Raw genomic sequence first — 25,059 nt, 5'->3', positions numbered from 1 at the left:
ATCGATGTTCCAGCAAATACAGTCGTTTATTCAGAACCTCGTCGGCCCGCAGGCGGGTGATTTCAGCCCTGATGATCTGAGGGTGGCGGTAGCCGCCCTCTGTTTCCAGGTGATGGAAGCGGATGGCACCGTCTCGAAAAGCGAGCGTGATCGCCTGCGCCAGATTCTTCACGAATACTACCATCTCGACGGTGGCAAGCTTGATGCCCTTCTTGCTGCCGGCCAGGAGGCCGGCAAGGAAGCCGTCGATTATTACCGCTTCACCGCCGATATCCGCCGCCACCTTGATGAGGATCAGCGCGTGGAGCTTATTGGCATATTATGGGATATTGTTTACGCTGACGGCGAACGAAGCGAAATGGAAGACCATGTGATCTGGCGAGTCGCCGATCTGCTCGGTGTTTCCGTGCGCGACAGGGTTCTGCAACGTCAGCAGGCCGCCACGAGGTCCGGGCCCGCTGAAGAAAGCGAAAACGAAGACGATGCTGTTTGACCCTTCCAGGCAACAGGAACAACAACCTTCGCTGCTCATCGTCCTGCATCAGGAACGTTCCACGCCCGGCCGCGTCGGCCAGATCCTGGTGGAAAAGGGTTATCGCCTCGATATAAGGCGGCCCGCGCTCGGCGACGACCTGCCGCAGACGCTGGAAAAACATGCGGGCGCCATCATCTTCGGCGGCCCGATGAGCGCCAATGATCCGCATGATTATGTCAAAGCCGAAATCGACTGGCTGAAGGTGCCGCTGAAGGAAAACAAGCCCTTTCTCGGCATCTGTCTCGGCGCACAGATGCTGTCCAAACATCTGGGCGGCAAGGTCGAGGCGGACAGGGACGGCAAGGTGGAAATCGGCTGGTATCCGCTTCACGCCACCGAACACGGGCGGCTTCTGATGCCGCATTGGCCCAAGATGGTCTATCATTTCCACCGCGAAGGCTTCGAGCTGCCGCGGGGGGCCGAGCTTCTGGCCTCAGGCGAGACCTATCCCAATCAGGCCTACCGCTATGGAAAAAATGCCTGGGGCCTGCAGTTTCACGCCGAACTGACCCGCGCCATGATGCACAGCTGGGTGGTGCGCGGCGCGCAGCGTTTCGGTATGCCGAATGCGCAGGTCGGCAGCCAGCACCTCGAAGGCCGCATGTTGTTCGACACGCCGCTCAGGGCATGGCTCAGCAATTTCCTCGATCTGGTTTTCGAGGGCAAGGCACAGCGCTGAGGCCCATCTCGGTTAGCGTGGCGCGTCCAGATTGTCGATCTTGCGCAGCTTGGAAAAACCAAGCGCCCAGATGACCGCGACAGCAAGCGTGCCCGCCCCGCCGATGACAACGGCTGGCACGGCACCCACGACATGGGCCATGGTGCCGGCGCGGAACTCACCCAATTCGTTGGAGGCTCCAACGAAAACCATATTCACCGCATTCACGCGCCCGCGCACCTCATCCGGTGTCCAGAGCGCGATCAGGGTCTCGCGCACATAAACCGACACCATGTCCGATGCGCCCATGACGACCAGCGCGGCGATGGACAGCCACGCGGTTTGCGAAAGTCCGAACACCACGGTGGAAACGCCGAAGAGACCGACGCCGATAAACATCAGAAGACCGGCACGGTGGCGGATGGGTCTGAACGCCAGAATGACCGCAACGGTGATGGCACCGATGCCGGGTGCTGCGCGCAAGAGCCCGAGGCCCCAAGGCCCGAGGGTCAGCACCTCCTTCGCGAAAATCGGCATCAGAGCGACGGCGCCGCCCAGCAGCACCGCGAAAAGATCGAGCGAGATGGCGCCGAGAACGATTTTTTCCTGGGAGATGAATTTGAAGCCGGCCAGCATTGTTTCGAGGGTGACGGCTTTTGCCGGACCGCGCTGTTCCGGCTTGCGGATCGTCACCGCAAGCGCTGCGGACACGATGAAAAGTACGAGCGCCACGCTATAGGCGACGGAAGCGCCGAGACCATAAAGCAGGCCGCCGGCAACAGGCCCCAGAATGGACGCCATCTGCCAGGAAGAGGAATTCCAGGCGATGGCGTTCGGCAAATCCTCAACTGGCACGAGATTGGGCGCCAGCGACTGGACTGCCGGCCCCATGAAGGCCCGCTCTATGCCGAAGACAACGAGAATGGCAAAGACCGGCCAGGGAGAAAAGCTGTGTGTCAGCGTAAGACCCAGAAGAGCCACAGCACACAGCGCCGCGACCAGAAGACATATGGCCATGATACGCCGGCGATTATGCCGGTCGGCGACCGTTCCCGTAACAAGGATCAAAAGCAGAGACGGCAGAAACTGGAAGAGACCGATCAGGCCGAGATAAAAGGCGTTGCCGGTAACCTCATACATCTGCCAGCCCACGGAGACGCTGACGATCTGAATGGCGAAGGCCGAGAAAAACCGGGCGCTGAAAAAACGGCGATAGGAACTATGCCGGAAAGCACCGAAACGGTTTTCGGCGGAAGGGAGGGACATCGGCTGAGTGCTCGCGAGACAATATGGAGATGACTGCAATAGAGCGATATCACAGGAATCGCCAGCCCTCCTCTTCAGCGGGACGGCGAAAAGTGTGAGCGGTATTCGTCTGAAATCCCGCGATGACCGCAGCCGATCAGACCAAAGATCATTACGATCCGGCGCAACACTTGCCGGTTCACGCGTCAATGTCTAAATGTCTTGCAACCAAGATACGGAGATATTGATGCTTGCCCTGTTTCAGACCATCGATCTGGCCTTGAACCTCTACACGTGGGTGCTGATCGCCAGCGCCATTTTTTCCTGGCTTTACGCCTTCAACGTCATCAATTCCCGCAACCAGTTCGTGAACGCCATCGGGAGTTTCCTGGTCAATGTCACGGAACCGGCCCTGCGCCCCATCCGCCGCATTCTGCCCAATCTCGGCGGCATCGACATTTCGCCGATCATCCTGCTGCTGATCATCTTCTTCATCCGCTCCTTCATGTGGAACACGCTTTATCCGATGACCGTTTGAGCAGTCTCTGGAAAAAGCACGATGATCATGTCCGCCTGTCCGTTCGCCTCACACCGAATGGCGGGCGGGATGCGATTGACGGCGTGGAGCAGGATGCGGACGGAAACGCGCATCTGAAGGCCCGCGTCAGCGCCGTGCCGGAAGGCGGCAAGGCGAACAAGGCCCTGATTGTTTTGCTGGCGAAAAAACTCGGCCTGCCCAAATCCTCCATCACCTTCATTTCAAGCGAAACAGCGCGCAAAAAAATCCTCCGGATCGATACCGACCCGGAGGATTTCGAAAAGCTCTTTAAAAAGCTGGCGGGTTAGGCCTATCAGCCCTGCGCCTTGTAGCGCTCGATGGCTTCGACGATCAGCTTCTTGGCGACATCGACATCCTGCCAGCCGCCCATCTTCACCCACTTGCCGGGCTCCAGATCCTTGTAGTGCTCGAAGAAGTGCTCGATCTGCTTCAGCGTGATTTCCGGCAAGTCGGTGTAGTTGTGGACCTTGTCGTAACGGCGCGTCAGCTTCGGAACCGGCACGGCGAGGATCTTCTCGTCCTTGCCGCCATCATCTTCCATGATCATCACGCCGATGGGGCGCACGTTGATCACGCAGCCGGGAACCAGCGGGCGGGTGTTGCAGATGAGAACGTCGATCGGGTCGCCATCGTCGGACAGGGTGTGCGGCACGAAGCCATAGTTACCCGGATAGGTCATTGGCGTGTAGAGGAAGCGATCGACGATCAACGCACCGGCGTCCTTGTCCATCTCGTACTTGATCGGCTGGCCGCCAACCGGCACTTCAACGATAACATTTACGTCTTCCGGCGGATTCTTGCCTATGGAAATTGCATCAATACGCATTCGCTTCCCTCATTCGGCGGGTTGGATTTGGTTTTCGATACTGGGAAAGTCGCCGCATTGCAACATGGCTTTGGGCGGATAAGGCAGAATGAGCGATTTGAGGTCGTCGCGACGAAGCATCGCCGCCGCAAAATGAAAACGGCGCGAAATTCCTCTATCAGTTCCAGACGAAACCGACCTTGCGAAGCGACTTGCCGTCGAAATCTTCCACGCCTTCGGCAATATCCCGGCCGCCATGCGAGCGGAAAAACCGATTGGCGACGTCGCTATCCTCCAGGCACCAGACAACGATGCCGTTACAGCCAAGCGAGGTCAGCAATCTGCGCGCTTCCGTGAACAGCAGCGAGCCGAGGCCGATACCCTGATATTCCGGCCGCAGATAAAGTTCGTAAATCTCGCCGTCCTGCGGCAGCCCACGCGCCCGGCTTAAGCCCAGCGTCGCATATCCGGCAACCACACCGGCCACTTCCACCACCAGCATGGTTGCGGAGCCCTTGGTCGCCTTTTTCCACCAGACTTCGCCACGGCGCTCCAGCATCTGCGTCAACGGCCTGTGCGGGATAAGCCCCGCATAGGCCTGTTGCCACGACAGACGGTGCGCCTCTGAGATGGCGCGCGCATCATGCGGTTCAGCACGGCGAACATCGATGGATAACGTTTTCATAACGCGATTCTGGCCCCGGCCACGGAAACTTACCAGTCATAAAGGTTAACGCCGGCAAGCTTACCCACAGCCTATTCATGTGGACGACCAGAAAAAATTAACGCATCCTTAACCTTTGGCAAAGCGCCTTTCGACTCATGCACACATAAAAACGAATGCATAAAAAAACCCGGCGCGAGGCCGGGTTCTTTGAAATTCGTGGCGTAGAGCCAATCAGACAGCGAGCTTTGCCTTTTCGAAACGCTTGCGGTCGTTGGCGTCCAGGAACATCTTGCGCAGGCGGATGGACTTCGGCGTCACTTCCATCAGCTCGTCTTCCTGGATCCAGGAAAGAGCGCGGTCGAGCGTCATGCGGATCGGCGGCGTCAGCTTCACGGCTTCATCCTTGCCGGCGGCGCGGATGTTGGTCAGCTGCTTGCCCTTCAGCACGTTCACTTCGAGATCGTTATCGCGCGTGTGAATGCCGATGATCATGCCCGCATAGACCTTTTCACCCGGCTCGATGATCATCGGGCCGCGATCTTCCAGGTTGAACATGGCGTAGGCGACGGCTTCGCCCGAACCGTTCGACAGCAGAACGCCGTTGACGCGACCGGCGATCTGGCCCTTGAAGGGCTGATAGTCGTGGAACAGACGGTTCATGATCGCCGTGCCGCGCGTGTCGGTCAAAAGTTCCGACTGGTAGCCGATCAGGCCGCGGGTCGGGGCATAGAACTTCAGACGAACGCGATTGCCGCCGGAAGGACGAAGCTCGGCCATTTCAGCCTTGCGCTCGGACATCTTCTGGACGACGACGCCGGAATGTTCTTCATCGACGTCGATCACAACTTCTTCGATCGGCTCCAAGAGGGTGCCGTTCTCATCCTTGTGCATGACGACGCGCGGACGCGAAACGGCAAGCTCGAAGCCTTCGCGACGCATGGTTTCGATCAGAACCGCCAGCTGCAATTCGCCACGGCCGGAAACGAAGAACGAATCCTTGCCTTCGGCCTCTTCGATCTTCAGCGCGACGTTGCCTTCGGCTTCCTTGAACAAACGGTCGCGGATGACGCGCGACGTTACCTTGTCGCCTTCGGTGCCGGCGAGCGGGCTGTCGTTGACGATGAAGGACATGGTGACGGTCGGCGGATCGATCGGCTGTGCGGTCATCGCCTCAGTGACCGAGGGGTCACAGAAGGTATCGGCGACAGTGCCCTTGGACAGACCGGCGATGGCGACGATGTCGCCCGCATGGGCTTCGTCAATCGCAGTGCGCTCGATGCCGCGGAAGGCGAGGATCTTGGAAATACGACCGGTCTCGATCGTCTTGCCATCCTGGCCAAGCACCTTCACGGCCTGGTTCGGCTTGATCGAACCGGAGGCGATGCGGCCGGTGATGATACGGCCGAGGAAGGGGTTGGCTTCAAGGATCGTGCCGATCAGACGGAACGGGCCTTCTTCAACCGTGGGCTCCGGAACATGTTCGAGAACCAGATCGAGCAGCGGCGCAAGACCCTGATCCTTCGGACCTTCCGGGTTGACGTTCATCCAGCCGTCACGGCCAGAACCGTAGAGGATGGGGAAGTCGAGCTGCTCATCGGTAGCGTCGAGGTTCGCGAAGAGGTCAAAAACTTCGTTGATGACTTCTTCGTGACGGCCGTCCGGACGGTCGATCTTGTTGATCGCGACGATCGGACGAAGACCAACCTTCAGCGCCTTGCTGACGACGAACTTCGTCTGCGGCATCGGGCCTTCGGAACTATCGACCAGAACGATCGCGCCATCCACCATCGACAGGATACGCTCGACTTCACCGCCGAAGTCGGCGTGGCCGGGAGTGTCGACGATGTTGATGCGAACACCCTTCCACTCCACCGAGGTCGCCTTGGCGAGAATGGTGATGCCACGTTCCTTTTCGAGGTCGTTGCTATCCATGACGCGCTCGGCGACACGCTGGTTGTCGCGGAACGAGCCGGACTGCTTCAGAAGCTCGTCCACGAGCGTCGTTTTTCCATGGTCAACGTGCGCGATGATCGCGATGTTGCGAAGTGCCATTGTTCAAAATCTCTGAGGTTGGGCGCCACTATCGTGAGATGCGCCAATTTAGTTTGGCGCGCTCATAACCTTTTTTTTGCAAATGCGAAAGGGGGGGCCTTGTCATAAGCCCCCTGCGCTCCGGTTCTAGCTCAGAAATATGACGGTCTTTTATAACGTGCTCTTACACCAGGCCGCGCTTCAGCAGCATGGCGTCCGGGCTCGGCATCTTGCCGCGAAATGCGAGATAGGCCTCCTCCGGATCGATGGAACCGCCGACAGAATAGATATTGTCCTTCAGCCTGCGCGCCATCTCGCCATCGAAGGGATTGCCGGTTTCCTCAAACGCCGAAAACGCATCGGCATCCAGCACTTCCGACCACATGTAGGAATAATAGCCGGCGGAATAGCCATCGCCCGAGAAGACGTGCTGGAAATGCGGCGTCGCATGCCGCATGACGATGGACTTCGGCATGTTGAGGGCGGAGAGCACCTCGTCTTGGACGACCATGGGATCGCTCACGCTGTCGCGGGTGTGGAACGCCATGTCGACGATAGCCGAAGAGGTGAACTCCACCGTGCTGAAACCGGCATTGAAAGTCTGAGCGGCCAGAACCTTGTCCAGTAGCGCTTTCGGCATCGGCGCGCCGGTCTCGTAGTGGAGCGCGTATTTTTCCAGAATTTCCGGCACCGTCAGCCAATGTTCGTAAAGCTGCGACGGCAATTCGACGAAATCGCGCGAGACGCCCGTCCCGGAAACGGAAGGGTAGGTCACATCGGACAACATGCCATGCAGCGCATGGCCAAATTCATGGAACAGCGTGCGCGCATCATCAAGCGAAAGCAGCGCGGGCTTACCCTCAGCCGGTTTCGCGAAATTGCAGACATTGTAGATGATCGGAATTTCACCGACCGTTCCGCTCTTCAGCGGCAGCTTGTGCTGCGACTGGAACGAACTCATCCATGCGCCGGATCGCTTGGAGGGGCGAGCGAAATAATCACCGAGGAACATGGCCTTCAGATCGCCCCTGTCGTCGCGAATCTCGAAAACCCGCACATCCGGATGATAGGCGGCAACGCCCTTCACCTCGACGGCACGAATCCCAAACAGCCGCTCCGCTACATCGAAGCAGGCCTCAATAATCTTTTCGAGCTGCAGATAGGGCTTCAATTCCGTCTCGGAGAAGCTGAATTTCCGCGCGCGCAACTTTTCTGCATAGTGCCGCCAGTCCCAGGGCAGCACCTCGTGATTTCTGCCCTCTTCGGCGATGATGGCGGCAAGTTCGGCCTCTTCCTCGCCCGCGCGGCGCACGGCCTTTTCCCAGACCTGACCCAGAAGGCCGTTCACGGCATCCGGCGTCTTCGCCATCGTGTCATCAAGCTTGTAAGCGGCAAAATTCCCGTAACCGAGAAGCTTGGCCTTCTCCTCGCGCAGTTCTAGCGTGCGGTGAACGGTCTCGCGATTGTCGGTCTCGCCACCGTTTTCACCGCGCGCCACCCAGGCCTTGAAGGCCTGCTCGCGCAGATCGCGGCGTTCGGAAAAGGTGAGGAAAGGCTCGATGATGGAACGGGAAAGGGTAACGGCAAATTTGCCGTCCTCGCCATGCTCGCGGGCCGCACCCGCCATGGCGTCGCGCAGAAAGCCGGGAATGCCGGCAAGTTCCTCTTCGGTGGAAAGCAGGAGCTTCCAGTTCTTTTCATCCGCGAGCACATTCTGCCCGAATTTGGCACCGAGACCGGCAAGCTCCTCATTGATCGCCGCCAGCCGTTCCTGCCGCTCTTTCGGCAACTTCGCGCCGGAGCGTACGAAACCCTTCCAATGTCGCTCGAGAACACGGCTTTCTTCGCCCGTCAGCCCAAGCGTCTCGCGCTTTTCCCACAATGTGTCGATGCGCTTGAACAGCGCTTCGTTCATACCAATCTTCGAATAGTGCCGCGACATTTTCGGCGCAATCTCCCGCTCCAGCGCCTGGATCACGCCATTGGTATTGGCGCCCGCCCTGTTCCAGAACAGCGCCGAAATGCGCGAAAGCTCATCGCCGGCGATTTCAAGCGCGGTCACGGTGTTTTCAAAGCTCGGCGCCTGAGCATTGCCCGCAATCCCATCGATTTCCTGTTCATGGGAGAGAAGCGCTGCCTCGAAAGCCGGAGCAAAATCCTCATCCTTGACCGCATCAAATTTGGGCAAACCGTTGTGACCATCCCAGGTCACGAGGGCGGGATAAAGCGTCGTCTTGGATGGCATTTCGTCTTCCTTGTATAATTCCGGTTCAAGCCCATATGGGCACGCCTCCACCGCCAATTCAATATGCCCGGCGGAGATGACAGGCCGTGTGAAAAAACGGGGAGTCCGATCTTTTTTTGCTTCAGCGTAACAATCGGCGACTATATTGCGGGCCATTCGACAACCGAACTGACGCATACTTTACTCGATTTTAGACAATATGATTTGTGTACCATTGATTATCGCCCGGAATTTAGTAAGGCTGACTTACGAAAAGGCGAGGCATGGGCACGAAACGCGAAAAAGATTCATTGGCATTCTTGCTGAACAGCAGCGCACGCCTGCTGAACAGTGCGTTTGAGCGCCGAATTTCTGAAGCGGGACTGGGTTTGACCCCCGGCGAAGCCCGCGCATTGATCACGGTTGCCGTCGTTGATGGCAGCAAGCAGTCGGATATCGCCGCCCGGTTAGGCATTGAGCCGATGACGATCTGCGCCTATCTCGACAAGCTGCAGTCCCTCGACCTCATCGAGCGCCAGCAGGACCCACAGGACAGGCGCTCCAAGCGCATCGTGCTGACAAAGAACTCCACCGAGATGCTGGAGGCCGTGCGACAGGAGATCGATGAACTCGTCCGTCACGCCACGCAGGGTCTGAACGAAGAAGAGGTCGCGCTTTTCCGCAGCTTCCTGCAGACGCTTCGCAACAACCTCCAACCGGAACAGCCCGGCCAGAGCTGCTGATCTCGATGTCACCAGAAACGATCATGTCCAGAAAGCGCACGACCATGCTCGGTGCGCTGCTGACGGCGCTGGCGCCAATTTCCATGGCCATCTACACACCGGCCATGCCCGAGCTGACGCGGGTTTTCGCCACAACCGAATCCGCCGTAAAACTCAGCCTCTCGCTTTATTTTGCCGGTTTCGCGATCGCGCAACTGCTCGCCGGCCCAGCCTCCGACGCCTTCGGACGACGCAAGGCGAGTCTCGTTTTCCTGTCGATCTTTCTGGGCGGCGGATTGCTTGCCATTTTTGCACCGACAATCGAAGTGCTGCTCTTTGCCCGGCTTATCCAGGGCATCGGGGCCTCCGTCGGGATGACAGTGGCGCGCGCCGTGGTGCGCGACCAGTTCACCGGGGCTGATGCTTCCAGCATCATGAACCTCATCGGCATCATGCTGGCCGTTGGCCCCGCCATGGGCCCGACCATCGGCGGACTTTCGCTCGCGGCTTTCGGCTGGCAATCGGTGTTTTTCCTCATGGCCGGCCTCGGGGCCATCGCCATCTTCTCCGTCGTGGTTTTTCTGCGCGAGACGACGATCCCGGACAAGAGCCTCATCCGCCCACGTCGCCTTTTGTCGGCCTATCAGACCTTGCTGAGCGCGCCGCGCTTTCTTCTGGCCGCACTGGTGCTTGGCGGGTCCATCGGCGCGCTTTATGCGCAGGCCACCATGCTGACCTTCATCCTCATAAACGAGGTCGGCATGACGCCAACCGCTTTCGGTGTCGGCATGCTGATGCAGACCGGCGCTTATTTCTTCGGCTCCATTGCCCTGCGTTATATCGCACCGCGACTGGGTGACCGTCGTTCGGTCATCCTCGGCCTCTGTTTTTCAGGAACAGGCGGTCTCCTTATCCTGCTGTCGGTGTTCCTGATACCGCCATCCTTTCTCTCGATCATGGGACCCGTGGCGGTCGCGACGGTCGGCATCGCCTTGCTGACGCCATCCATGGTGACGGCGGCTCTCGCTCCATTCCCGCATATTGCCGGCTCGGCCTCGGCAATGATGGGCTTCATTCAGATGGGATCGGGTTTTGCGGGCGGTGTTGCAGCCTCGCTTATCGGTTCGCCTTTGACCGGCTTCGGCATCATCATTCCGGTGATGGAATTCACGGCCGTTGCCAGCTATATCGGCTTCCGCATCGTCTCCAGAAGAGAGACATGAAAAAAACCCGCCAGCGTCGCCGCCAGCGGGTTTGCTGTTTTGCACTTCAGCAGAATTATTTGCTGAGATTACGCTTGGCAAGCGTGCGCAGGCGAAGCGCGTTGAGCTTGATGAAGCCAGCGGCATCCTTCTGATCGTAAGCGCCATGGTCATCCTCGAAGGTCACCAGCGCGTCGGAATAAAGCGACTTGGCACTCTCGCGGCCGGTTACCATGACATTGCCCTTGTAGAGCTTCAGCGTCACTTCGCCTTCCACATGTTCCTGGCTCTTGTCGATCAGGGCCTGCAGCATTTCGCGCTCCGGCGAGAACCAGAAGCCGTAATAGATCAGCTCGGCGTAACGCGGCATCAGCTCGTCCTTGAGGTGGGCCGCGCCCCGGTCGAGCGTGATGGATTCGATGGCGCGGTGTGCAGCCAGCAGGATGGTGCCGCCGGGCGTCTCATAAACGCCGCGCGACTTCATGCCGACGAAACGGTTCTCAACCAGATCGAGGCGGCCGATTCCGTTTTCACGGCCGTAATTGTTAAGCGTTGCGAGAAGCGTCGCCGGCGACATTTCAACGCCGTTGATGGAGCAGGCATCGCCCTTGCGGAAACCGACCTTGATGACGGTTGCCTTGTTAGGAGCGGCTTCCGGAGAAATGGTGCGCATATGCACGTACTCAGGCGCTTCCTGTGCCGGGTCTTCCAGAACCTTGCCTTCGGAAGAGGAATGCAGGAGGTTGGCATCGACGGAGAAAGGCGCTTCGCCCTTCTTGTCCTTGGCGACCGGAATCTGGTGCTGTTCGGCGAAGTTCAGGAGGTCGGTACGGCTCTTGAACGTCCAGTCACGCCAGGGCGCGATGATCTTGATGTCAGGGTTCAGCGCATAGGCCGAAAGCTCGAAACGAACCTGGTCGTTGCCCTTGCCGGTGGCGCCATGGGCAATGGCGTCGGCGCCGGTCTTCTTGGCGATTTCGATCAGATGCTTGGAAATCAGCGGACGGGCAATCGAAGTGCCGAGCAGATAGACGCCTTCGTAGACGGCGTTGGCGCGGAACATCGGGAACACGAAATCACGCACGAACTCTTCGCGGACGTCCTCAACGAAGATTTCCTTGATGCCCAGCATCTCGGCCTTCTTGCGCGCCGGCTCAAGCTCCTCGCCCTGACCGAGATCGGCAGTGAAGGTCACGACTTCAGCGCCGAGTTCCGTCTGAAGCCATTTCAGGATGATCGAGGTGTCGAGACCGCCGGAATAGGCGAGAACGACTTTCTTAACGTCTTTCGGGAGTGCCATAGTGATGTCCATCTGCATGATGACGGCATCAGGACACCGCCATTTCCTCGGGATTTCGGCACTTTTACAGTGCAACCCGAAATGTGTGAAGCGCTTTTCCGTGAGATAAGCGACAAAACAATTGATGGGCGCGTATGACGATGGGCGATGACCGGCCGCGCCGACGGGAACGAAGCAATTGTCACATGCATTTAGAAAATTCGCGCTTTATCATAAAGCGGCGCGATCGACTTGAAGACCGTGAATGAAGCCACTCAGGTTCAGGCAACGTTGCAAACCGCTGGAAACAGCAGAAACGACGCGAAGGAGAAACCTATGACGACCATCCACCCCGCATTCAAGGAAGATAATGTCGCTGTCATAACAGGTGCGGCATCCGGCATCGGACTTGCCGCCGCCCGCAAATTCGCCACCTTTGGCATGAGCGTCGTGCTCGTCGATCTCGATGGCGAAAAGCTCGCCGCAGCCCATGCGGATATTCTGACCGTCGCCAAGGACGGTGAAGCGCAGATCGTCGCCATCCCGACCGACGTATCGAAACTCGATGAGCTGGAGGCGCTCGAACGCGCCGTTATCCAGCGTTTCGGGCGTGTCCACGTCCTCATGAACAATGCCGGAATCCAGCCGGGCAGCGCCATCTTCGGACCGCAGTCCAACTGGGAAAAAATTATCGGCGTCAATCTGATGGGCGTCGTGAACGGTAGCCGCGTTTTCGGCCAGGGCATGATCGCCCACGGCGAGCCGGCGCTCATCATCAATACCGGCTCGAAACAGGGCATCACCACGCCTCCCGGTGATCCCGCCTATAATGTCTCGAAGTCCGGCGTCAAAACCTTCACGGAGGCGCTTCAGCACGAATTGCGCAATGTTCCGAACGGCGCGGTTTCCGCCCATCTTCTGATCCCCGGTTTCGTCTTCACCGGCCTCACCGCCCATGGCAGGACGGAAAAGCCTGAAGGCGCATGGACCGGTGAACAGACCGTCGATTTCATGGTCGAAAGCATTGGCAGGGGCGATTTCTACATTCTCTGCCCGGATGGCGAGGTGGACCGCCCGACGGATGAAAAGCGCATTCTCTGGGCGGCCTATGACATCGTCCAGAACCGCCCGCCGCTGTCGCGCTGGCACACGGAATATTCCGCCGCCTTCACCAGCTTTTTGAAAAACTGAACTTTCAGCCGCCGTGCCTGAAAGGTGCGGCGGCTATTCTCTCCCGCAGGCGCATCGCCACTCAAAAACATTGGCAGAAGCACGAAACCGCGTTAAGCAACGGCAATCTCCAGAATTTACGGGTGCCGCGATGGATTTCGTTCCAAGCCTGCCAACACTGATCGCCTTCACCATCGCCATTCTGCTTCTGGCGGTGACGCCGGGTCCTGATATGACGCTCTGGATCAGCCGCTCCCTGCGCGAAGGCCGGGCGGCGGGCTTCATGACGCTGGTGGGAACAAACATCGGCATCACCGTGCATACGATGCTGGTCGCTTTTGGCGTCGCCGCCCTCATCGTCGCCTCACCGACCGCCTTCATGATCCTGAAAACAGGGGGCGCCGCCTATCTGGTCTGGCTCGCCATTCAGGCGATCCGCAAGGGTTCGGATTTCGTGATGGTGAAAAGCACCGGCGAAAGGGCGCAGGCCTCCCTGAAATCGGCCTTGCTGAACGGCATCTGGGTCAATCTGCTCAACCCCAAGGTCATCATCTTTTTCATGACCTTCCTGCCGCAATTCGTCAGCGCCTCCGATCCGCATGTGACCGGCAAGCTGATCTTCCTCGGCATCTGGTCGATCATCGTCGCACTGCCGATCGGCATCGGCATCGTTGTCGCCGCCGATGTTCTCTCCGCCTGGCTGCAACGCAACCGGAAGGTTCTGCGTGGATTGGATTACACGATCGCCGGCGTCTTCTCGATTTTCGCGGTCAAGATTTTCTTCACGCAAACGCGCTGAGGGCAAACAAAAAAGGCGCCGGAAGGCGCCTTTTTGCGATCAACCGATGAGCAACTCGTCATCATCAAGCTTCTGGCCGCGTATCTTGCGGAACATGTCGATCAGGTCTTCGACCTCGAGATCCTTGCGGCTGTCACCGGAGACGTCGAGCACGATTTCACCGGCATGCAGCATGATCGTGCGGGTGCCATAATCCAGCGCCTGACGCATGGAATGGGTGACCATCAGCGTCGTCAGCTTGCGCTCCGACACCACCTTGCGGGTCAGCTCCATCACGAATTCCGCCATGCCGGGATCAAGTGCGGCCGTGTGTTCATCGAGCAGCAACACGTCCGAGCCGGATAGCGTCGCCATGACAAGCGAGACGGCCTGCCTCTGGCCGCCCGACAGAAGATCCATGCGGTCCTTCAGGCGGTTTTCCAAGCCAAGATTGAGCGAGGCGATACGCTCCTTGAAAAAATCCCGCCGGCCGCGCCCAAGCGCCGGCAGAAGGCCGCGGCGTTCACCACGCGATGCCGCAAGCGCCAGATTTTCCTCGATGGTGAGCGCACCGCAGCTGCCCGCCAGCGGGTCCTGAAATACGCGCGCCACCCGTCCCGCCCGGCTGGCGGTCGACTTGCGGGTAACATCGGCGCCGCCGATCACAACCTTGCCCGCCGTCGGGAGGACATCGCCGGCCAAGACACCGAGCAAGGTTGATTTACCTGCGCCGTTGGAGCCAATGACGGTGACGAAGGAACCATTCTCGATGGTGAGGTCGATCTTGGACAACGCCTGCTTCTGCAGCGGCGTGCCGCGCCCGAAAACGACCTGGATATCGGAAAGGGAAATCACGATGTTGCTCCCCCACGGCGCAGTCGGGGCAAGATCAACGCGATGGCCACCAATACCGCCGTTACGAAATTGAGATCGGACGCCTTGAGACCCAGCACATCGCTCGACAAAGCGAGCTGGATGGCGAGACGATAGGCGATGGAGCCGAAGACGCACCCGATAAGGGCAATCAGAATGCCGCGCGCACCGAACAGCGTCTCGCCGATGATGACGGCGGCAAGCCCGACAACGATGGTGCCGACACCCGAGGTCACATCAGCAAAACCGTTGGTCTGCGCAAAGAGTGCGCCGCCAAGGGCGACCAGCGCATTCGAAAGAGCCATGCCGAGATAGATCTGGTTACCGGTCTTCACGCCCTGCGCCCGCGCCATCCGCGCATTTGCACCGGTGGCCCGCATGGCGAGGCCGGCATCGCTTTCAAGAAAACGCCAGACGAGAATGACCGCGATCAGCACCAGCGCGCCGACGAAGAGCGGCCGCACCAGATATTCCGACAGGCCGAGGCCGTAAAACGGTGAGATCATCGTGTCCTGATTGAGCAGCGCCACATTCGGCTTTCCCATCACCCGCAGATTGACGGAAAACAGGGCGATCATCGTCAGGATCGAGGCAAGCAGGTTGAGAATCTTGAAACGGACGTTAAGCGTTGCGGTCACGATCCCGGCGGCAGCACCGGCAACCATTGCAATCGCCGTCGCGACCCAGGCATTCAGACCGGCGATAATCAGCACGGCAGCCACAGCGGCGCCAAGCGGAAAAGAACCGTCTACGGTCAGGTCAGGAAAATCAAGCACGCGGAAAGCGAGGTAGACGCCGATCGCCACGAAAGCGAAGACCAGTCCCAGCTCCACGGCACCCCAGAAGGCGATTTGGCTCACGGTAATGTCCTTGTTATTGCCGCCATCAGGCGGATACGGGCACCGTCTCGTGCCACGTAAAACGGGCGGCGAAATGCCGCCGCCCGCAATTCAGTCTGGTTTCGGTTCAGTCGATGACCTTGGTGGCGCGCTTCGTGACGCTTTCGGGGAAGGTGACGCCGGCTTTTTCAGCGGCCTTCTTGTTGATCACCAGATCTGTACCGACAGCAACGGTTGCCGGAATATCGCCCGGCTTTTCACCCTTGAGGATGCGGACGACGACTGCGCCTGTCTGCTTGCCAACATCGAAATAGTTGAAGCCGAGGGCAGCAACCGCACCGCGGGCGACGGAATCCGTATCGGCGGCGTAGAGCGGAATCTTGGCTTCGGAAGCAACGCCGGCTGCCGCCTCGAAAGCGGAAACGATGGTGTTGTCGGTCGGAACATAGATCACGTCGGCCTTGCCGACCAGCGCGCGCGTTGCGCCCTGCACTTCGGCGGACTTGGTGGCGACGGATTCGACGATCTTGAGGCCGGCCTTTTCAGCTTCGGCCTTCAGCAAAGCGAGCGTCGAGGCGGAGTTGGCTTCGGCCGAGTTGTAGATGAAACCGATGGACTTGGCGTTCGGCGAGATTTCCTTGATGAGCGCCAGATGTTCACCAACCGGCAGCATGTCGGAAAGGCCGGTCACGTTGCGGCCGGGCTTTTCCATGCTCTTGATGAGCTGCGCGCCGACCGGATCGGAAACCGCGGTGAAGACGACCGGAATGTCGCGCGTGGCGGCAACGACGGCCTGGGCGGACGGCGTGGAGATCGGCACGATGACATTGGGGGCGTCGCCCACGAACTGGCGCGCGATCTGCGCTGCGGTACCGGGGTTGCCCTGCGCGGACTCGTACAGGAACTTGAGGTTCTCGCCTTCCTTGTAACCGGCTTCGGCAAGGGCGGCCTTCACACCATCGCGGGCGGCATCAAGCGCCGGATGTTCGACGATGGCGGTGACGGCGACGGTGACGTTTTCAGCCTTGGCCGGCAGAACGATGGCGCTCGCGGCAGCGAGAGCCAGAATGAATGCGCGCATGGATATCCTCCTGTTGGTTCCCTGTTTTCGTCTTCTTAGGAACAAGACAGTCTGAAATCAATCAGAGAACCGCAGCAAATCAAGCTTTATGGCGCAATTGCGGCTGATTCAGTCATCCGCGCCGTGGTTTGCGATCATCATCGCCTCGAAAGCCAGCCTTTCGGTCTTGCGCATGCGCTCGGATTCCGACTTCAGCTGACCGCAGGCGGCGAGGATATCGCGGCCGCGCGGCGTGCGGATGGGCGAGGCATAACCCGCCTGATTGATGAAATCGGCAAACTTCTCGATCTGCGCCCATTCGGAGCACTGGTAATTCGTACCTGGCCATGGATTGAACGGAATGAGGTTGATCTTGGCCGGAACGCCCTTCAGAAGCTGCACCAGCATCTTGGCGTCTTCCAGGCTGTCGTTCACATCCTTCAGCATCACATATTCGAAGGTGATGCGGCGGGCGTTGGAGAGACCCGGATAATTACGGCAGGCCTCGATCAGCTCTTTCAGCGGATATTTCTTGTTGATCGGCACCAGCATGTCGCGCAGGTCATCGCGCACCGCATGCAGCGAAATCGCCAGCATGACGCCGATCTCATCGCCGGTGCGGAAAATTTCCGGCACGACGCCGGAGGTGGAGAGCGTGACGCGGCGCTTGGAGAGCGACAGGCCATCACCATCGGTCGCAATCAGGAGCGCGGTCTTCACATGCTCGAAATTATAGAGCGGCTCGCCCATGCCCATCATCACGATGTTGGACACCTTGCGGCCCTCGCTCGGCACATAGGCGCCGACCGGCGTCGAACCATCGGGAAAATCGCCAAGCCGATCACGAGCCAGCAGCAGCTGGGCGAGAATTTCCTCAGCCGTCAGGTTGCGCACCAGGCGCTGCGTACCGGTGTGACAGAAGGAACAGGTCAGCGAACAGCCGACCTGGCTCGAGATGCACAGCGTGCCGCGCCCTTCTTCGGGAATATAGACCGTCTCGATCTCGACAGGACGTCCCGCACCACGCGGTGGAAAGCGCATCAGCCATTTGCGGGTGCCGTCATTGGAGATCTGCTCCTCGACGATTTCCGGACGGGCAATGGTGAAGGCAGCCTTCAGCTTCTCGCGAAGCTCCTTGGCGACATTGGTCATATTGTCGAAATCGGAGACGCCGCGCACATAAAGCCAGTTCCACAACTGGCTGACGCGCATCTTCACCTGCTTCTGCGGCACGCCGATCTCGGCCAGCGCCGCGCCCATTTCCTCACTCGTCAGGCCGATCAGCGACGGCTTGCCGGACATGAGATCGCTATTGGCGATCAGCGGGGTTTTGACTGCCAGGCCGGCAGGGGCTTGCATTACGGACATCACGCTATCCCATCATTCCATGCATCGCACGACCGACCTGTCGGATAGGCGGAAAATCGTCTGCATGTCGAGAAAATCAAAGGCGGAGCACTTTTCGCGCATCCGCCTGTCAATGTTGCCGCGCCTTTAGCATCAAACTGGCAAAAACGCAAATGGCCGGTCAATGACCGGCCATTTTCAGATGCGATGAAGCGCCAGGATTACTTGCAGCTCTCGATCTGCTTGAGAGCTGCCGAAATACCCGACAGCGAATAGGAATAGGATGTCGCGGTGCCGCGGCCTGAGACTGCCTTGACGGTCATCGACTTGCCGCCCTTCATGGCAGCAACGAGAGCCGGTTCTTCAGCGGCGTTCTCAACCCAGGCAGCCTTGTCCTTGGTGAACATGACGAAGTTCTTGTTGTCGATCGTCACATTGACCTTCGAGCCCTGCTTCAGCGGATAACCCACCATGGCCTGCGGCTCGTAGGAGATGTTCTGGCCGGGGCGCTGCGACACGATGAAGAAAATATCGCCGTGATCGACGCTCGCCGGTTCCTTGGCGGTCGGAATGGAAAGAACGTAGCAGACGGTGCTGTTGCCCGATTTGTACGAATAGGCACCCCATGCATTGAACTGCTGGATGCGCGTGGGCGACTGTGCAGATGCTACGCCGACGCTGGTCAGCAAAATGGCCGCTGCGGTTGCTACACTTCTTACAAACATAGAATTTCCTGCCGGGTTATTGTCTTCCATTGGCCCGAAGCAGCGGCGAGCCCAGTTTCTGGATCGGCCACGTTCAGGTGCGGATCGTCTTTTCTCATTGTGGTCGGAAAGCGGTTACCAAACCGTCAACAACACGCATAAAATGCCGGAAACGTCTTGCGGTGTTACAGATTGGCGACTTCCCGACGCCCTGAGGAGAACGGCGTGGCACGCCCTTCCCTCGTGTGTAAGACACATAAATTCAGGCAAGAATTTGTCACCCGCCGGGCTCTGTCGGACGGGCACATCACAGAGACGTTACCCGGCTTCCTGCTGTCGCTTCAGCATGGCGTCAGCCGCCTCATAATGCTCCATCTTGATATGAGCACGGATCATGGCAAGCGCTGCCGTGATGACGGCAATATCATCGGTAAAACCGATGACGGCCAGCACGTCAGGCACGGCATCCATCGGCATGATGAAATAGGCGAGCGCCGCCAGGATGATACCCTTTGCGCGCAGCGGCGTGTCACGGTCGATCGCGCAATAATACGCGGCCGCCGCATCGCGCGCGAAGGGCACTTTTGACATCACACGCTTCAGCTTGGGCCAGAATTTCGCCCGCACCGCATTCTCACGCTCCTGCTGCCTGTCGGTTTCACCCGGCAGAAGAATTTCACCGATTTTCACATCATCCATGATCGACGGTCCTCCGGTCACGACCATTATATGGGATTTAAGGTCCGCGGTTCAATTGCTTCGGCCCGCGGCCGCCTTCTGCATGGCTTCGGCCAGAAGAAAATCCCGCTCCGTCACACCCTGTGAATCATGCGTGGTGAGGCAAACCTTGACGCGTGAATAGACATTGGACCATTCTGGGTGATGATTGAGCCTTTCCGCAACAAGTGCGGATTCGGCCATGAAACCAAAAGCCTCTGCAAAACTCGAAAACTTGAAGGAACGGACGATAGCCGCCCCGTCTTCTCGCAGGGACCAGCCCTCGAGTTTCGACAGAGCCTGCCGGATGGCGTCCGGCTCGAGTCTGGGATATTTCATGAACTTGCCTCCGCTTGAGACCCTTTAACGCTTCAACGACGGGATCGACGCATATTCCATGAAACATACAGCTATTCTTTTTGTCTGCATGGGCAATATCTGCCGTTCACCACTTGCCGAAGGCGTTTTGAGAAATCTTGCCGATGACGCGGCCATGTCCAATCATCTCAGCATCGGCTCTGCCGGCACCGGCGGCTGGCATGCGGGTGATGCGCCCGATCCCCGGTCCATCGCCATTGCGCAGCGGCACGGCATCGATATTTCCCGGCAACGGGCAAGGCAGGTCACCCGGACGGATTTCGAAACCTTCGACCTGATATTCGCCATGGACGAAAACAATCTGGCGAACCTGCTGCAATCGAGCCCGGAAGAACACCGGCACAAAATCCATCTCTTCATGGACTATGCCGTTGGCCGTCGTGAGAACGTCCCCGATCCCTATTACGGAGCCGAGGACGGGTTCCTTGGCGTCTACAACATGCTCTTGGCAGGATGCAAATCGTTGCTCGAAAAGATGGAGCTCGACCGGGCCTCGTGAAGCGGGAACGCCTCTTCAACGATATAGGGCCCGCCGCCCACCGATTCCTTCGACGACATCAGCACAAAACGGCCGACCGTGAAGGGCGAGGTGCGGAAGTTGCCGCGTCCGGAAAGATAATGAACGACATCGTCCAGCCGCGAGGAGCGCAGCCGCGCCAGCGTGACATGCGGCATGAACTTGCGCGGATCGGGCGGGAGACCAATCCTCTGGCAGATTCTTTCGACCTCCGCCTGCAGCGCATGCATTTCCGGAGAGGGAGAAACCCCGGCCCAGATGGAATGCGGTTTCTTGGAACCGAAGGACCCCATACCGGTGAGATTGAGCTGGAATTCCGGCCTTTCGATCCGGTCCAGCCTGTCCACGACCTCATCGGCGGTCCGCCCGTCGATGTCACCGATAAAACGCAGGGTTATGTGATAATTCTCCACATCGATCCACCGGGCTCCCGGCAGACCACCGCGCAACAATGAGAGGCTCATAGCCGCATTGCGCGGAATTTCGAGGGCGGTAAACAGTCTCGGCATGGCGAGCTCCCCGAATCTCTTGGCAGAACAAGCATAGCGAATCACGCAATGCAGATGGGCGCAAGTGCTTATTTTTTTTGCGCACCGATTGTCTTGATGAAGCTTTCAACAGCCGGCAAAGATTTTTCAACCATCATCGCCACGCCCCTGGTATTGGGGTGCATCTTGTCATCCAGCTTCAGCGCATCATCCGTCACCACGCCATCCAGAAAGAAGGGATAAAGCGGCAGGTTGTATTTTTCGGCAAGCTTCGGAAAGATCGGATTGAAGCGCCTTGCATAGTCATCGCCCATATTCGGCGGCGCCATAATGCCGACCAGCAACACGGCTATGTTGCGCTTCTGAAAACCGGAAATGATGGTGTCGAGGTTCTTTTCGGTCTGTTCCGGGGGAATTCCGCGCAAGGCGTCATTGGCGCCAAGTTCCAGAATGACCCCATCAGTACCATCGGGAACCGACCATTCCGCCCGCGCCAGACCACCGGAGGAGGTATCGCCGGACACACCGGCATTGGCGATGGCGACATTGACGCCCTTGCTCTTTAATGCAGCCTCAAGCTGTGCAGTGTAGCTGTCGGTGGGGGGCAGCTGATAGCCAGCCATCAGGCTGTCGCCGAGGCCGACCAGTTGCAATGTCCGCTCCTGAGCCGTGACAACAGTGGCGGAAAAGGCGGTGGCGAAAATGACGATGAAGTGAAACAGGGCAGCTTTAAATCTCATCACGGCTTTCCTAACTTGGTTTCCATTGTCTGAAATACTGACCGCATCGACCGCCAGACCGTTTTCATCACTCTATATAGGAACGAGAATTGTGACGAAAAGCATCATAGAGCTGAAGAAAGCCGACCTCACGCTCGGCAATGCCGCCGCCTCCGTTCACGTTCTCAAGAACATCGATCTTTCAATTGGACAGAGCGAGGCGGTTGGTATCGTCGGCCCTTCCGGATCGGGAAAGTCGACGCTTCTGATGGTGCTTGCCGGTCTTGAGAGGCTCGATAGCGGTGAAATCATCATCGCCGATACGAAATTGCACAAGCTCGGCGAGGACGCACTCGCGGATTTCCGCGGCCGGAATATCGGCATTGTTTTCCAGTCCTTCCACCTCATCGCCAACATGACAGCGCTGGAAAATGTCGCCGTTCCACTCGAACTGGCAAACACCCCGAACCCCTTCGAGATCGCCAGACGCGAGCTCGTCGCCGTCGGCCTCGGGGAACGTCTCAACCACTACCCCGGCCAGTTATCGGGCGGCGAACAGCAGCGTGTCGCCATCGCCCGTGCACTTGCCCCCTCACCGGCCGTACTGATTGCTGACGAACCGACGGGCAATCTGGATACCGATACCGGCAGGCAGATCGCCGATCTTCTTTTTGCCAAACAGGCCGAGCGCGGCATGACGATGATCCTCGTCACCCATGATCCGTCGCTTGCCGCCCGTTGCTCACGGCAGATCAAGGTGCGCTCCGGCGAGATAGAAGGTGACAGCGCCACCTCCCAGATGGCGCGGGCGGTATCCGCATGACCGGACCCATTCTCCCGTCTTTTGCCAATATCAGAAACGCAGCGAGGCTCGCACGGCGCGAAATTCGCGGCGGCCTTCGAGGTTTTTACATTTTCCTTGCCTGTATCGCGCTTGGAACCGGCGCAATCGCCGCCGTCAATTCCGTCTCGCGGGCGGTCACCAGCGCCATTGCCACGGAAGGTCAGTCCATACTGGCAGGTGACGTACGTTTTGAACTGCGCAACAGGGAAGCAACGCAGGAAGAACGGTCCTATCTCGATGAGCTAGGCACCGTCGCGGTTTCCACCGGGCTGCGCTCCATGGCGCGCCTTGCCGACGGCTCCGAACAGACGTTGACTGAGGTGAAAGCCGTAGACGGCTCCTATCCGCTCTTTGGCGCCTTCGTCGCCGAACCCGACCGGCCGTTAAGCGAGCTTCTGGCTGGCGCCGGCGATACCTATGGCGCCATCGCCGCACCGCTTCTGCTGGAACGGCTCGGCATTAAGGTCGGCGATGAAATCCTGCTCGGCAATGTGAAGCTGAAACTGACAGGCACCGTGGTCGACGAACCGGATGCGCTGTCTGACGGCTTCGGTTTTGCGCCAAGGCTGATGGTCAGTCGCGATGCCCTTTTTGCCTCCGGCCTCGTTCAGACCGGAAGTCTGGTCGAACACGCCTACAAGATCAGGCTGAACGATCCTTCGACGCGGGCGACGATGAACGACGCGGCCAACAAGGCCTTTCCCGATGCCGGCTGGTCCATCCGCACCAGCGACCGGGCGGCACCCTCGCTCACCGAAAACGTCAACCGCTTCTCGCAATTCCTGACGCTGGTAGGCCTCACCGCCCTCATCGTCGGCGGTGTCGGCGTCGCCAATGCCGTCCGCGCGTTTCTGGATTCCAAACGCACCACGATCGCCTCGCTGAAATGCCTGGGCGCACCGGCCTCCGTGGTCACCATGACCTATCTCTTCCAGATCGCCTTCATTGCCGCCGTCGGCATCGTCATCGGCCTTGTGGTCGGCGCCGTCGCGCCACTCATCGCCATGCGGTTTCTGGAAGGCGTATTGCCTGTACCGGAAGAGCTCGCCTTTTACCCCGGCGCTCTCGGTCTCGCCGCCCTGTTCGGCCTCCTGACCACGTTCGCCTTCGCCATCGTTCCCCTTGGTCAGGCGCGTGAGGTCCCGGCAACCGCGCTTTTCCGCGAACAGGGCTTCGAAGAAGGAAGCTGGCCATCCTGGCCCTATCTGGCAGCAACCGGCCTGCTGCTGGCGGCGCTTGCCGCCCTCGCCATCTTTTCGGCGGAAGACCGCTTCATCGCCTCGATCTTCCTTGCGGCCATCGCTTTTGCCTTCGTGGTGCTGCGACTGGTGGCTGCGGGCGTAAAGGCCATCGCCAAGCGCAGCCCGCGCGTTCATTCGGCGGCGCTGAGGCTGGCGATCGGCAATATTCACCGGCCGGGCGCACTCACCCCCTCGGTCGTTCTTTCCCTTGGCCTCGGGCTGACGCTCCTCGTAACGCTCACGCTGATCGACGGCAATCTGCGTCGCGAACTGACGGACAGCCTGCCGGAAAAGGCACCGAATTTCTTCTTCGTGGATATTCAGGGCAGCGAAGTTCAGGGCTTCCGCGATCTTGTGAAGCGGGAAGCACCGGACGGAGCCCTGACCGAAGTACCGATGCTGCGCGGCCGCATTCTGGCGCTTAACGGCGAGGACGTGACAAAAATGGACGTGCCATCTTCCGGACGCTGGGTGCTGCGCGGTGACCGGGGCATCACCTATTCCCAGGAAATGCCTGAAAACGCGACACTGACGGAGGGAACATGGTGGGGGCCGGATTATAGCGGCGAGCCGCTGGTCTCCTTCGCAGCGAAAGAGGCGGGGGATCTGGGCCTCAAGATCGGCGACACGGTCACCGTCAACGTGCTCGGACGCAGCATAACGGCCAGGATTGCCAATCTGCGCAATGTCGAATGGGAATCGCTGTCGATCAATTTCGTCATGGTGTTTTCACCAAACACCTTCCGCGGCGCACCGCATGCGTGGCTGGCAACACTTGCCGACCCTTCCGCTTCCGCCGCCGATGAAGGCCGCATATTGCGCGCTGTCACCAACGCCTATCCGACGATCACCAGTGTGCGCGTGAAGGATGCGCTCGACGTCGTCAACCGCCTTGTCGGTCAGCTTGCCACCGCCATTCGCGCCGCTGCCGCGGTCGCCCTGATAGCCTCCGTCCTCGTTCTCGCCGGCGCTCTTGCGGCCGGCAACCGCGCGCGAACCCACGATGCGGTCATCCTGAAAACGCTGGGCGGTACACGAAATCTGCTCATCCGCGCCTTCTCCTACGAATATATGATGCTCGGTCTCGCCACCGCCGTCTTCGCGCTTTTCGCCGGCGGCGTCTCCGCATGGTTCGTGATCGCCCGCATCATGAAGCTGCCCTCCAGCTTCCTGCCGGATGTGGCGATCGGAACCCTCGTCGTCGCCCTCGTCATGACTGTCGGCATCGGGCTCATCGGCACATGGCGGATTCTCGGGCAGAAGGCAGCTCCGGTTCTCAGGCAGGCGGGTGAATGATCGTCGGTTGTGTACGGCTTAACTTTAACGATTAATTCTTTGTAATGATCGCCAAAACGTGAGTGCTTTTCGCGCATATGGTGTCTTTTCGACTGGAAAAGGCCTTGTATCGAACACGTTCTGCCATCATATTCTTGGGCAGGCTTGCTGAAGCTCCGCAG

At 59.0% G+C, this 25,059-nt stretch carries 26 protein-coding genes; 11 read left to right on the top strand and 15 right to left on the bottom strand.

Going from position 1 to position 25,059, the window contains the following annotated elements:
* Nucleotides 1–4 precede the first annotated feature (4 nt).
* Both WDZ78_RS16320 and WDZ78_RS16315 read left to right on the top strand, forming a co-directional pair.
* Nucleotides 5–493, top strand: a complete 489-nt coding sequence (locus WDZ78_RS16320) for a TerB family tellurite resistance protein (protein ID WP_003505013.1) — start codon at nucleotides 5–7, stop codon at nucleotides 491–493.
* Nucleotides 483–1,214 carry a glutamine amidotransferase gene (locus WDZ78_RS16315; RefSeq protein ID WP_003505016.1) on the top strand — a complete coding sequence of 244 codons (732 nt, stop codon included), beginning with the start codon at nucleotides 483–485 and terminating at the stop codon, nucleotides 1,212–1,214. Before WDZ78_RS16320 ends, WDZ78_RS16315 begins: the two co-directional genes overlap by 11 nt.
* A 12-nt stretch (nucleotides 1,215–1,226) precedes the next feature.
* Here the strand turns inward: WDZ78_RS16315 and WDZ78_RS16310 are convergent, their stop codons facing one another.
* The gene (locus WDZ78_RS16310; RefSeq protein WP_425673594.1) at nucleotides 1,227–2,459 is read right to left on the bottom strand and encodes an MFS transporter; all 1,233 of its coding nucleotides are present in this window, start codon (nucleotides 2,457–2,459) and stop codon (nucleotides 1,227–1,229) included.
* A gap of 226 nt (nucleotides 2,460–2,685) precedes the next feature.
* Here WDZ78_RS16310 and WDZ78_RS16305 point away from each other — a divergent pair, with 226 nt between their 5' ends.
* Nucleotides 2,686–2,976 (top strand): YggT family protein, encoded by a 291-nt coding sequence (locus tag WDZ78_RS16305; protein ID WP_003492418.1) that lies wholly within the window; start codon nucleotides 2,686–2,688, stop codon nucleotides 2,974–2,976.
* Nucleotides 2,973–3,284, top strand: coding sequence for a DUF167 domain-containing protein (locus WDZ78_RS16300; RefSeq protein WP_425673593.1), 312 nt, complete (start codon nucleotides 2,973–2,975; stop codon nucleotides 3,282–3,284). The genes WDZ78_RS16305 and WDZ78_RS16300 overlap by 4 nt, the downstream gene beginning before the upstream one ends.
* Before the next feature lie 5 nt (nucleotides 3,285–3,289).
* Here WDZ78_RS16300 and ppa read toward each other — a convergent pair whose 3' ends face one another.
* From ppa to WDZ78_RS16280, 4 genes are all read right to left on the bottom strand, one after another.
* Nucleotides 3,290–3,823 (bottom strand): inorganic diphosphatase, encoded by a 534-nt coding sequence (gene ppa / locus WDZ78_RS16295; RefSeq protein ID WP_003505020.1) that lies wholly within the window; start codon nucleotides 3,821–3,823, stop codon nucleotides 3,290–3,292.
* 157 nt (nucleotides 3,824–3,980) lie between these two features.
* Complete coding sequence (locus WDZ78_RS16290; RefSeq protein ID WP_020010856.1) at nucleotides 3,981–4,487, bottom strand: GNAT family N-acetyltransferase; 507 nt, start codon at nucleotides 4,485–4,487, stop codon at nucleotides 3,981–3,983.
* A gap of 213 nt (nucleotides 4,488–4,700) precedes the next feature.
* Nucleotides 4,701–6,521: a translational GTPase TypA gene (gene typA, locus WDZ78_RS16285; protein WP_003492424.1), complete on the bottom strand. Its 1,821-nt coding sequence runs from the start codon at nucleotides 6,519–6,521 to the stop codon at nucleotides 4,701–4,703.
* Nucleotides 6,522–6,684: 163 nt separating this feature from the next.
* Complete coding sequence (locus WDZ78_RS16280; protein WP_425673592.1) at nucleotides 6,685–8,745, bottom strand: M3 family metallopeptidase; 2,061 nt, start codon at nucleotides 8,743–8,745, stop codon at nucleotides 6,685–6,687.
* A gap of 263 nt (nucleotides 8,746–9,008) precedes the next feature.
* On the opposite strand from WDZ78_RS16280, the gene WDZ78_RS16275 reads away from it, so the two are divergent.
* Together WDZ78_RS16275 and WDZ78_RS16270 are read left to right on the top strand one after the other, a co-directional pair.
* On the top strand, nucleotides 9,009–9,467 hold the full coding sequence (locus WDZ78_RS16275) for a MarR family winged helix-turn-helix transcriptional regulator (protein ID WP_425673591.1): 459 nt from the start codon (nucleotides 9,009–9,011) through the stop codon (nucleotides 9,465–9,467).
* Between the two features lie 5 nt (nucleotides 9,468–9,472).
* On the top strand, nucleotides 9,473–10,669 hold the full coding sequence (locus WDZ78_RS16270) for a multidrug effflux MFS transporter (RefSeq protein WP_425673590.1): 1,197 nt from the start codon (nucleotides 9,473–9,475) through the stop codon (nucleotides 10,667–10,669).
* A 55-nt stretch (nucleotides 10,670–10,724) separates the two neighbouring features.
* Here the strand turns inward: WDZ78_RS16270 and WDZ78_RS16265 are convergent, their stop codons facing one another.
* A complete protein-coding gene (locus WDZ78_RS16265; RefSeq protein WP_425673589.1) occupies nucleotides 10,725–11,948 on the bottom strand; it encodes an argininosuccinate synthase in 1,224 nt (407 codons plus the stop codon).
* Between the two features lie 315 nt (nucleotides 11,949–12,263).
* Between WDZ78_RS16265 and WDZ78_RS16260 the strand changes: the two genes are divergently transcribed.
* Together WDZ78_RS16260 and WDZ78_RS16255 are read left to right on the top strand one after the other, a co-directional pair.
* Nucleotides 12,264–13,118: an SDR family NAD(P)-dependent oxidoreductase gene (locus WDZ78_RS16260; protein WP_060725388.1), complete on the top strand. Its 855-nt coding sequence runs from the start codon at nucleotides 12,264–12,266 to the stop codon at nucleotides 13,116–13,118.
* Nucleotides 13,119–13,248: 130 nt separating this feature from the next.
* On the top strand, nucleotides 13,249–13,896 hold the full coding sequence (locus tag WDZ78_RS16255; RefSeq protein ID WP_003505033.1) for a LysE family translocator: 648 nt from the start codon (nucleotides 13,249–13,251) through the stop codon (nucleotides 13,894–13,896).
* Nucleotides 13,897–13,935: 39 nt separating this feature from the next.
* Here WDZ78_RS16255 and WDZ78_RS16250 read toward each other — a convergent pair whose 3' ends face one another.
* The 7 genes from WDZ78_RS16250 to WDZ78_RS16220 form a co-directional block, all read right to left on the bottom strand.
* On the bottom strand, nucleotides 13,936–14,730 hold the full coding sequence (locus WDZ78_RS16250; RefSeq protein ID WP_425673588.1) for an ABC transporter ATP-binding protein: 795 nt from the start codon (nucleotides 14,728–14,730) through the stop codon (nucleotides 13,936–13,938).
* Entirely contained in the window at nucleotides 14,727–15,608 is an 882-nt protein-coding gene (locus WDZ78_RS16245) for an ABC transporter permease (protein WP_003505036.1), read from the bottom strand. The genes WDZ78_RS16250 and WDZ78_RS16245 overlap by 4 nt, the downstream gene beginning before the upstream one ends.
* A 106-nt stretch (nucleotides 15,609–15,714) precedes the next feature.
* Nucleotides 15,715–16,668 carry an ABC transporter substrate-binding protein gene (locus WDZ78_RS16240; protein WP_020010848.1) on the bottom strand — a complete coding sequence of 318 codons (954 nt, stop codon included), beginning with the start codon at nucleotides 16,666–16,668 and terminating at the stop codon, nucleotides 15,715–15,717.
* A gap of 108 nt (nucleotides 16,669–16,776) precedes the next feature.
* On the bottom strand, nucleotides 16,777–17,949 hold the full coding sequence (gene rlmN, locus WDZ78_RS16235) for a 23S rRNA (adenine(2503)-C(2))-methyltransferase RlmN (RefSeq protein ID WP_425673660.1): 1,173 nt from the start codon (nucleotides 17,947–17,949) through the stop codon (nucleotides 16,777–16,779).
* 266 nt (nucleotides 17,950–18,215) lie between these two features.
* Nucleotides 18,216–18,719 (bottom strand): invasion associated locus B family protein, encoded by a 504-nt coding sequence (locus WDZ78_RS16230; RefSeq protein ID WP_003523183.1) that lies wholly within the window; start codon nucleotides 18,717–18,719, stop codon nucleotides 18,216–18,218.
* A 297-nt stretch (nucleotides 18,720–19,016) separates the two neighbouring features.
* Nucleotides 19,017–19,397: a YkvA family protein gene (locus tag WDZ78_RS16225; protein ID WP_003505043.1), complete on the bottom strand. Its 381-nt coding sequence runs from the start codon at nucleotides 19,395–19,397 to the stop codon at nucleotides 19,017–19,019.
* 51 nt (nucleotides 19,398–19,448) lie between these two features.
* Nucleotides 19,449–19,754 carry a 4a-hydroxytetrahydrobiopterin dehydratase gene (locus WDZ78_RS16220; RefSeq protein WP_003505045.1) on the bottom strand — a complete coding sequence of 102 codons (306 nt, stop codon included), beginning with the start codon at nucleotides 19,752–19,754 and terminating at the stop codon, nucleotides 19,449–19,451.
* Between the two features lie 58 nt (nucleotides 19,755–19,812).
* Between WDZ78_RS16220 and WDZ78_RS16215 the strand changes: the two genes are divergently transcribed.
* Nucleotides 19,813–20,292 carry a low molecular weight protein-tyrosine-phosphatase gene (locus WDZ78_RS16215; RefSeq protein ID WP_425673587.1) on the top strand — a complete coding sequence of 160 codons (480 nt, stop codon included), beginning with the start codon at nucleotides 19,813–19,815 and terminating at the stop codon, nucleotides 20,290–20,292.
* On the opposite strand, the gene thpR is transcribed toward WDZ78_RS16215, so the two are convergent.
* The gene (gene thpR / locus WDZ78_RS16210; protein WP_003505049.1) at nucleotides 20,226–20,819 is read right to left on the bottom strand and encodes an RNA 2',3'-cyclic phosphodiesterase; all 594 of its coding nucleotides are present in this window, start codon (nucleotides 20,817–20,819) and stop codon (nucleotides 20,226–20,228) included. The two genes, WDZ78_RS16215 and thpR, sit on opposite strands and share 67 nt — an antisense overlap.
* Nucleotides 20,820–20,887: 68 nt before the next feature.
* The gene (locus tag WDZ78_RS16205; RefSeq protein ID WP_425673586.1) at nucleotides 20,888–21,538 is read right to left on the bottom strand and encodes an arylesterase; all 651 of its coding nucleotides are present in this window, start codon (nucleotides 21,536–21,538) and stop codon (nucleotides 20,888–20,890) included.
* 91 nt (nucleotides 21,539–21,629) lie between these two features.
* On the opposite strand from WDZ78_RS16205, the gene WDZ78_RS16200 reads away from it, so the two are divergent.
* On the top strand, nucleotides 21,630–22,340 hold the full coding sequence (locus WDZ78_RS16200; RefSeq protein ID WP_020010844.1) for an ABC transporter ATP-binding protein: 711 nt from the start codon (nucleotides 21,630–21,632) through the stop codon (nucleotides 22,338–22,340).
* Complete coding sequence (locus tag WDZ78_RS16195) at nucleotides 22,337–24,898, top strand: ABC transporter permease (RefSeq protein WP_425673585.1); 2,562 nt, start codon at nucleotides 22,337–22,339, stop codon at nucleotides 24,896–24,898. Before WDZ78_RS16200 ends, WDZ78_RS16195 begins: the two co-directional genes overlap by 4 nt.
* The last annotated feature ends 161 nt before the right edge of the window (nucleotides 24,899–25,059 follow it).

Origin of the sequence: Agrobacterium sp. M50-1, from assembly GCF_049843495.1 — a bacterium.
GTDB classification, from domain to species: domain Bacteria; phylum Pseudomonadota; class Alphaproteobacteria; order Rhizobiales; family Rhizobiaceae; genus Agrobacterium; species Agrobacterium radiobacter.
This window is presented reverse-complemented; position numbering and strand designations above follow the sequence as displayed.

Bases quoted from the DNA above. Each gene is read 5' to 3' on its own strand.
- WDZ78_RS16320 (WP_003505013.1), top strand. From the start codon at position 5: ATGTTCCAGCAAATACAGTCGTTTATTCAGAACCTCGTCGGCCCGCAG.
- WDZ78_RS16315 (WP_003505016.1), top strand. From the start codon at position 483: ATGCTGTTTGACCCTTCCAGGCAACAGGAACAACAACCTTCGCTGCTC.
- WDZ78_RS16310 (WP_425673594.1), bottom strand. From the start codon at position 2,459: ATGTCCCTCCCTTCCGCCGAAAACCGTTTCGGTGCTTTCCGGCATAGT.
- WDZ78_RS16305 (WP_003492418.1), top strand. From the start codon at position 2,686: ATGCTTGCCCTGTTTCAGACCATCGATCTGGCCTTGAACCTCTACACG.
- ppa (WP_003505020.1), bottom strand. From the start codon at position 3,823: ATGCGTATTGATGCAATTTCCATAGGCAAGAATCCGCCGGAAGACGTA.
- WDZ78_RS16290 (WP_020010856.1), bottom strand. From the start codon at position 4,487: ATGAAAACGTTATCCATCGATGTTCGCCGTGCTGAACCGCATGATGCG.
- typA (WP_003492424.1), bottom strand. From the start codon at position 6,521: ATGGCACTTCGCAACATCGCGATCATCGCGCACGTTGACCATGGAAAA.
- WDZ78_RS16280 (WP_425673592.1), bottom strand. From the start codon at position 8,745: ATGCCATCCAAGACGACGCTTTATCCCGCCCTCGTGACCTGGGATGGT.
- WDZ78_RS16275 (WP_425673591.1), top strand. From the start codon at position 9,009: ATGGGCACGAAACGCGAAAAAGATTCATTGGCATTCTTGCTGAACAGC.
- WDZ78_RS16270 (WP_425673590.1), top strand. From the start codon at position 9,473: ATGTCACCAGAAACGATCATGTCCAGAAAGCGCACGACCATGCTCGGT.
- WDZ78_RS16265 (WP_425673589.1), bottom strand. From the start codon at position 11,948: ATGGCACTCCCGAAAGACGTTAAGAAAGTCGTTCTCGCCTATTCCGGC.
- WDZ78_RS16260 (WP_060725388.1), top strand. From the start codon at position 12,264: ATGACGACCATCCACCCCGCATTCAAGGAAGATAATGTCGCTGTCATA.
- WDZ78_RS16255 (WP_003505033.1), top strand. From the start codon at position 13,249: ATGGATTTCGTTCCAAGCCTGCCAACACTGATCGCCTTCACCATCGCC.
- WDZ78_RS16240 (WP_020010848.1), bottom strand. From the start codon at position 16,668: ATGCGCGCATTCATTCTGGCTCTCGCTGCCGCGAGCGCCATCGTTCTG.
- rlmN (WP_425673660.1), bottom strand. From the start codon at position 17,949: ATGTCCGGCAAGCCGTCGCTGATCGGCCTGACGAGTGAGGAAATGGGC.
- WDZ78_RS16230 (WP_003523183.1), bottom strand. From the start codon at position 18,719: ATGTTTGTAAGAAGTGTAGCAACCGCAGCGGCCATTTTGCTGACCAGC.
- WDZ78_RS16225 (WP_003505043.1), bottom strand. From the start codon at position 19,397: ATGGATGATGTGAAAATCGGTGAAATTCTTCTGCCGGGTGAAACCGAC.
- WDZ78_RS16220 (WP_003505045.1), bottom strand. From the start codon at position 19,754: ATGAAATATCCCAGACTCGAGCCGGACGCCATCCGGCAGGCTCTGTCG.
- WDZ78_RS16215 (WP_425673587.1), top strand. From the start codon at position 19,813: ATGAAACATACAGCTATTCTTTTTGTCTGCATGGGCAATATCTGCCGT.
- thpR (WP_003505049.1), bottom strand. From the start codon at position 20,819: ATGCCGAGACTGTTTACCGCCCTCGAAATTCCGCGCAATGCGGCTATG.
- WDZ78_RS16205 (WP_425673586.1), bottom strand. From the start codon at position 21,538: ATGAGATTTAAAGCTGCCCTGTTTCACTTCATCGTCATTTTCGCCACC.
- WDZ78_RS16195 (WP_425673585.1), top strand. From the start codon at position 22,337: ATGACCGGACCCATTCTCCCGTCTTTTGCCAATATCAGAAACGCAGCG.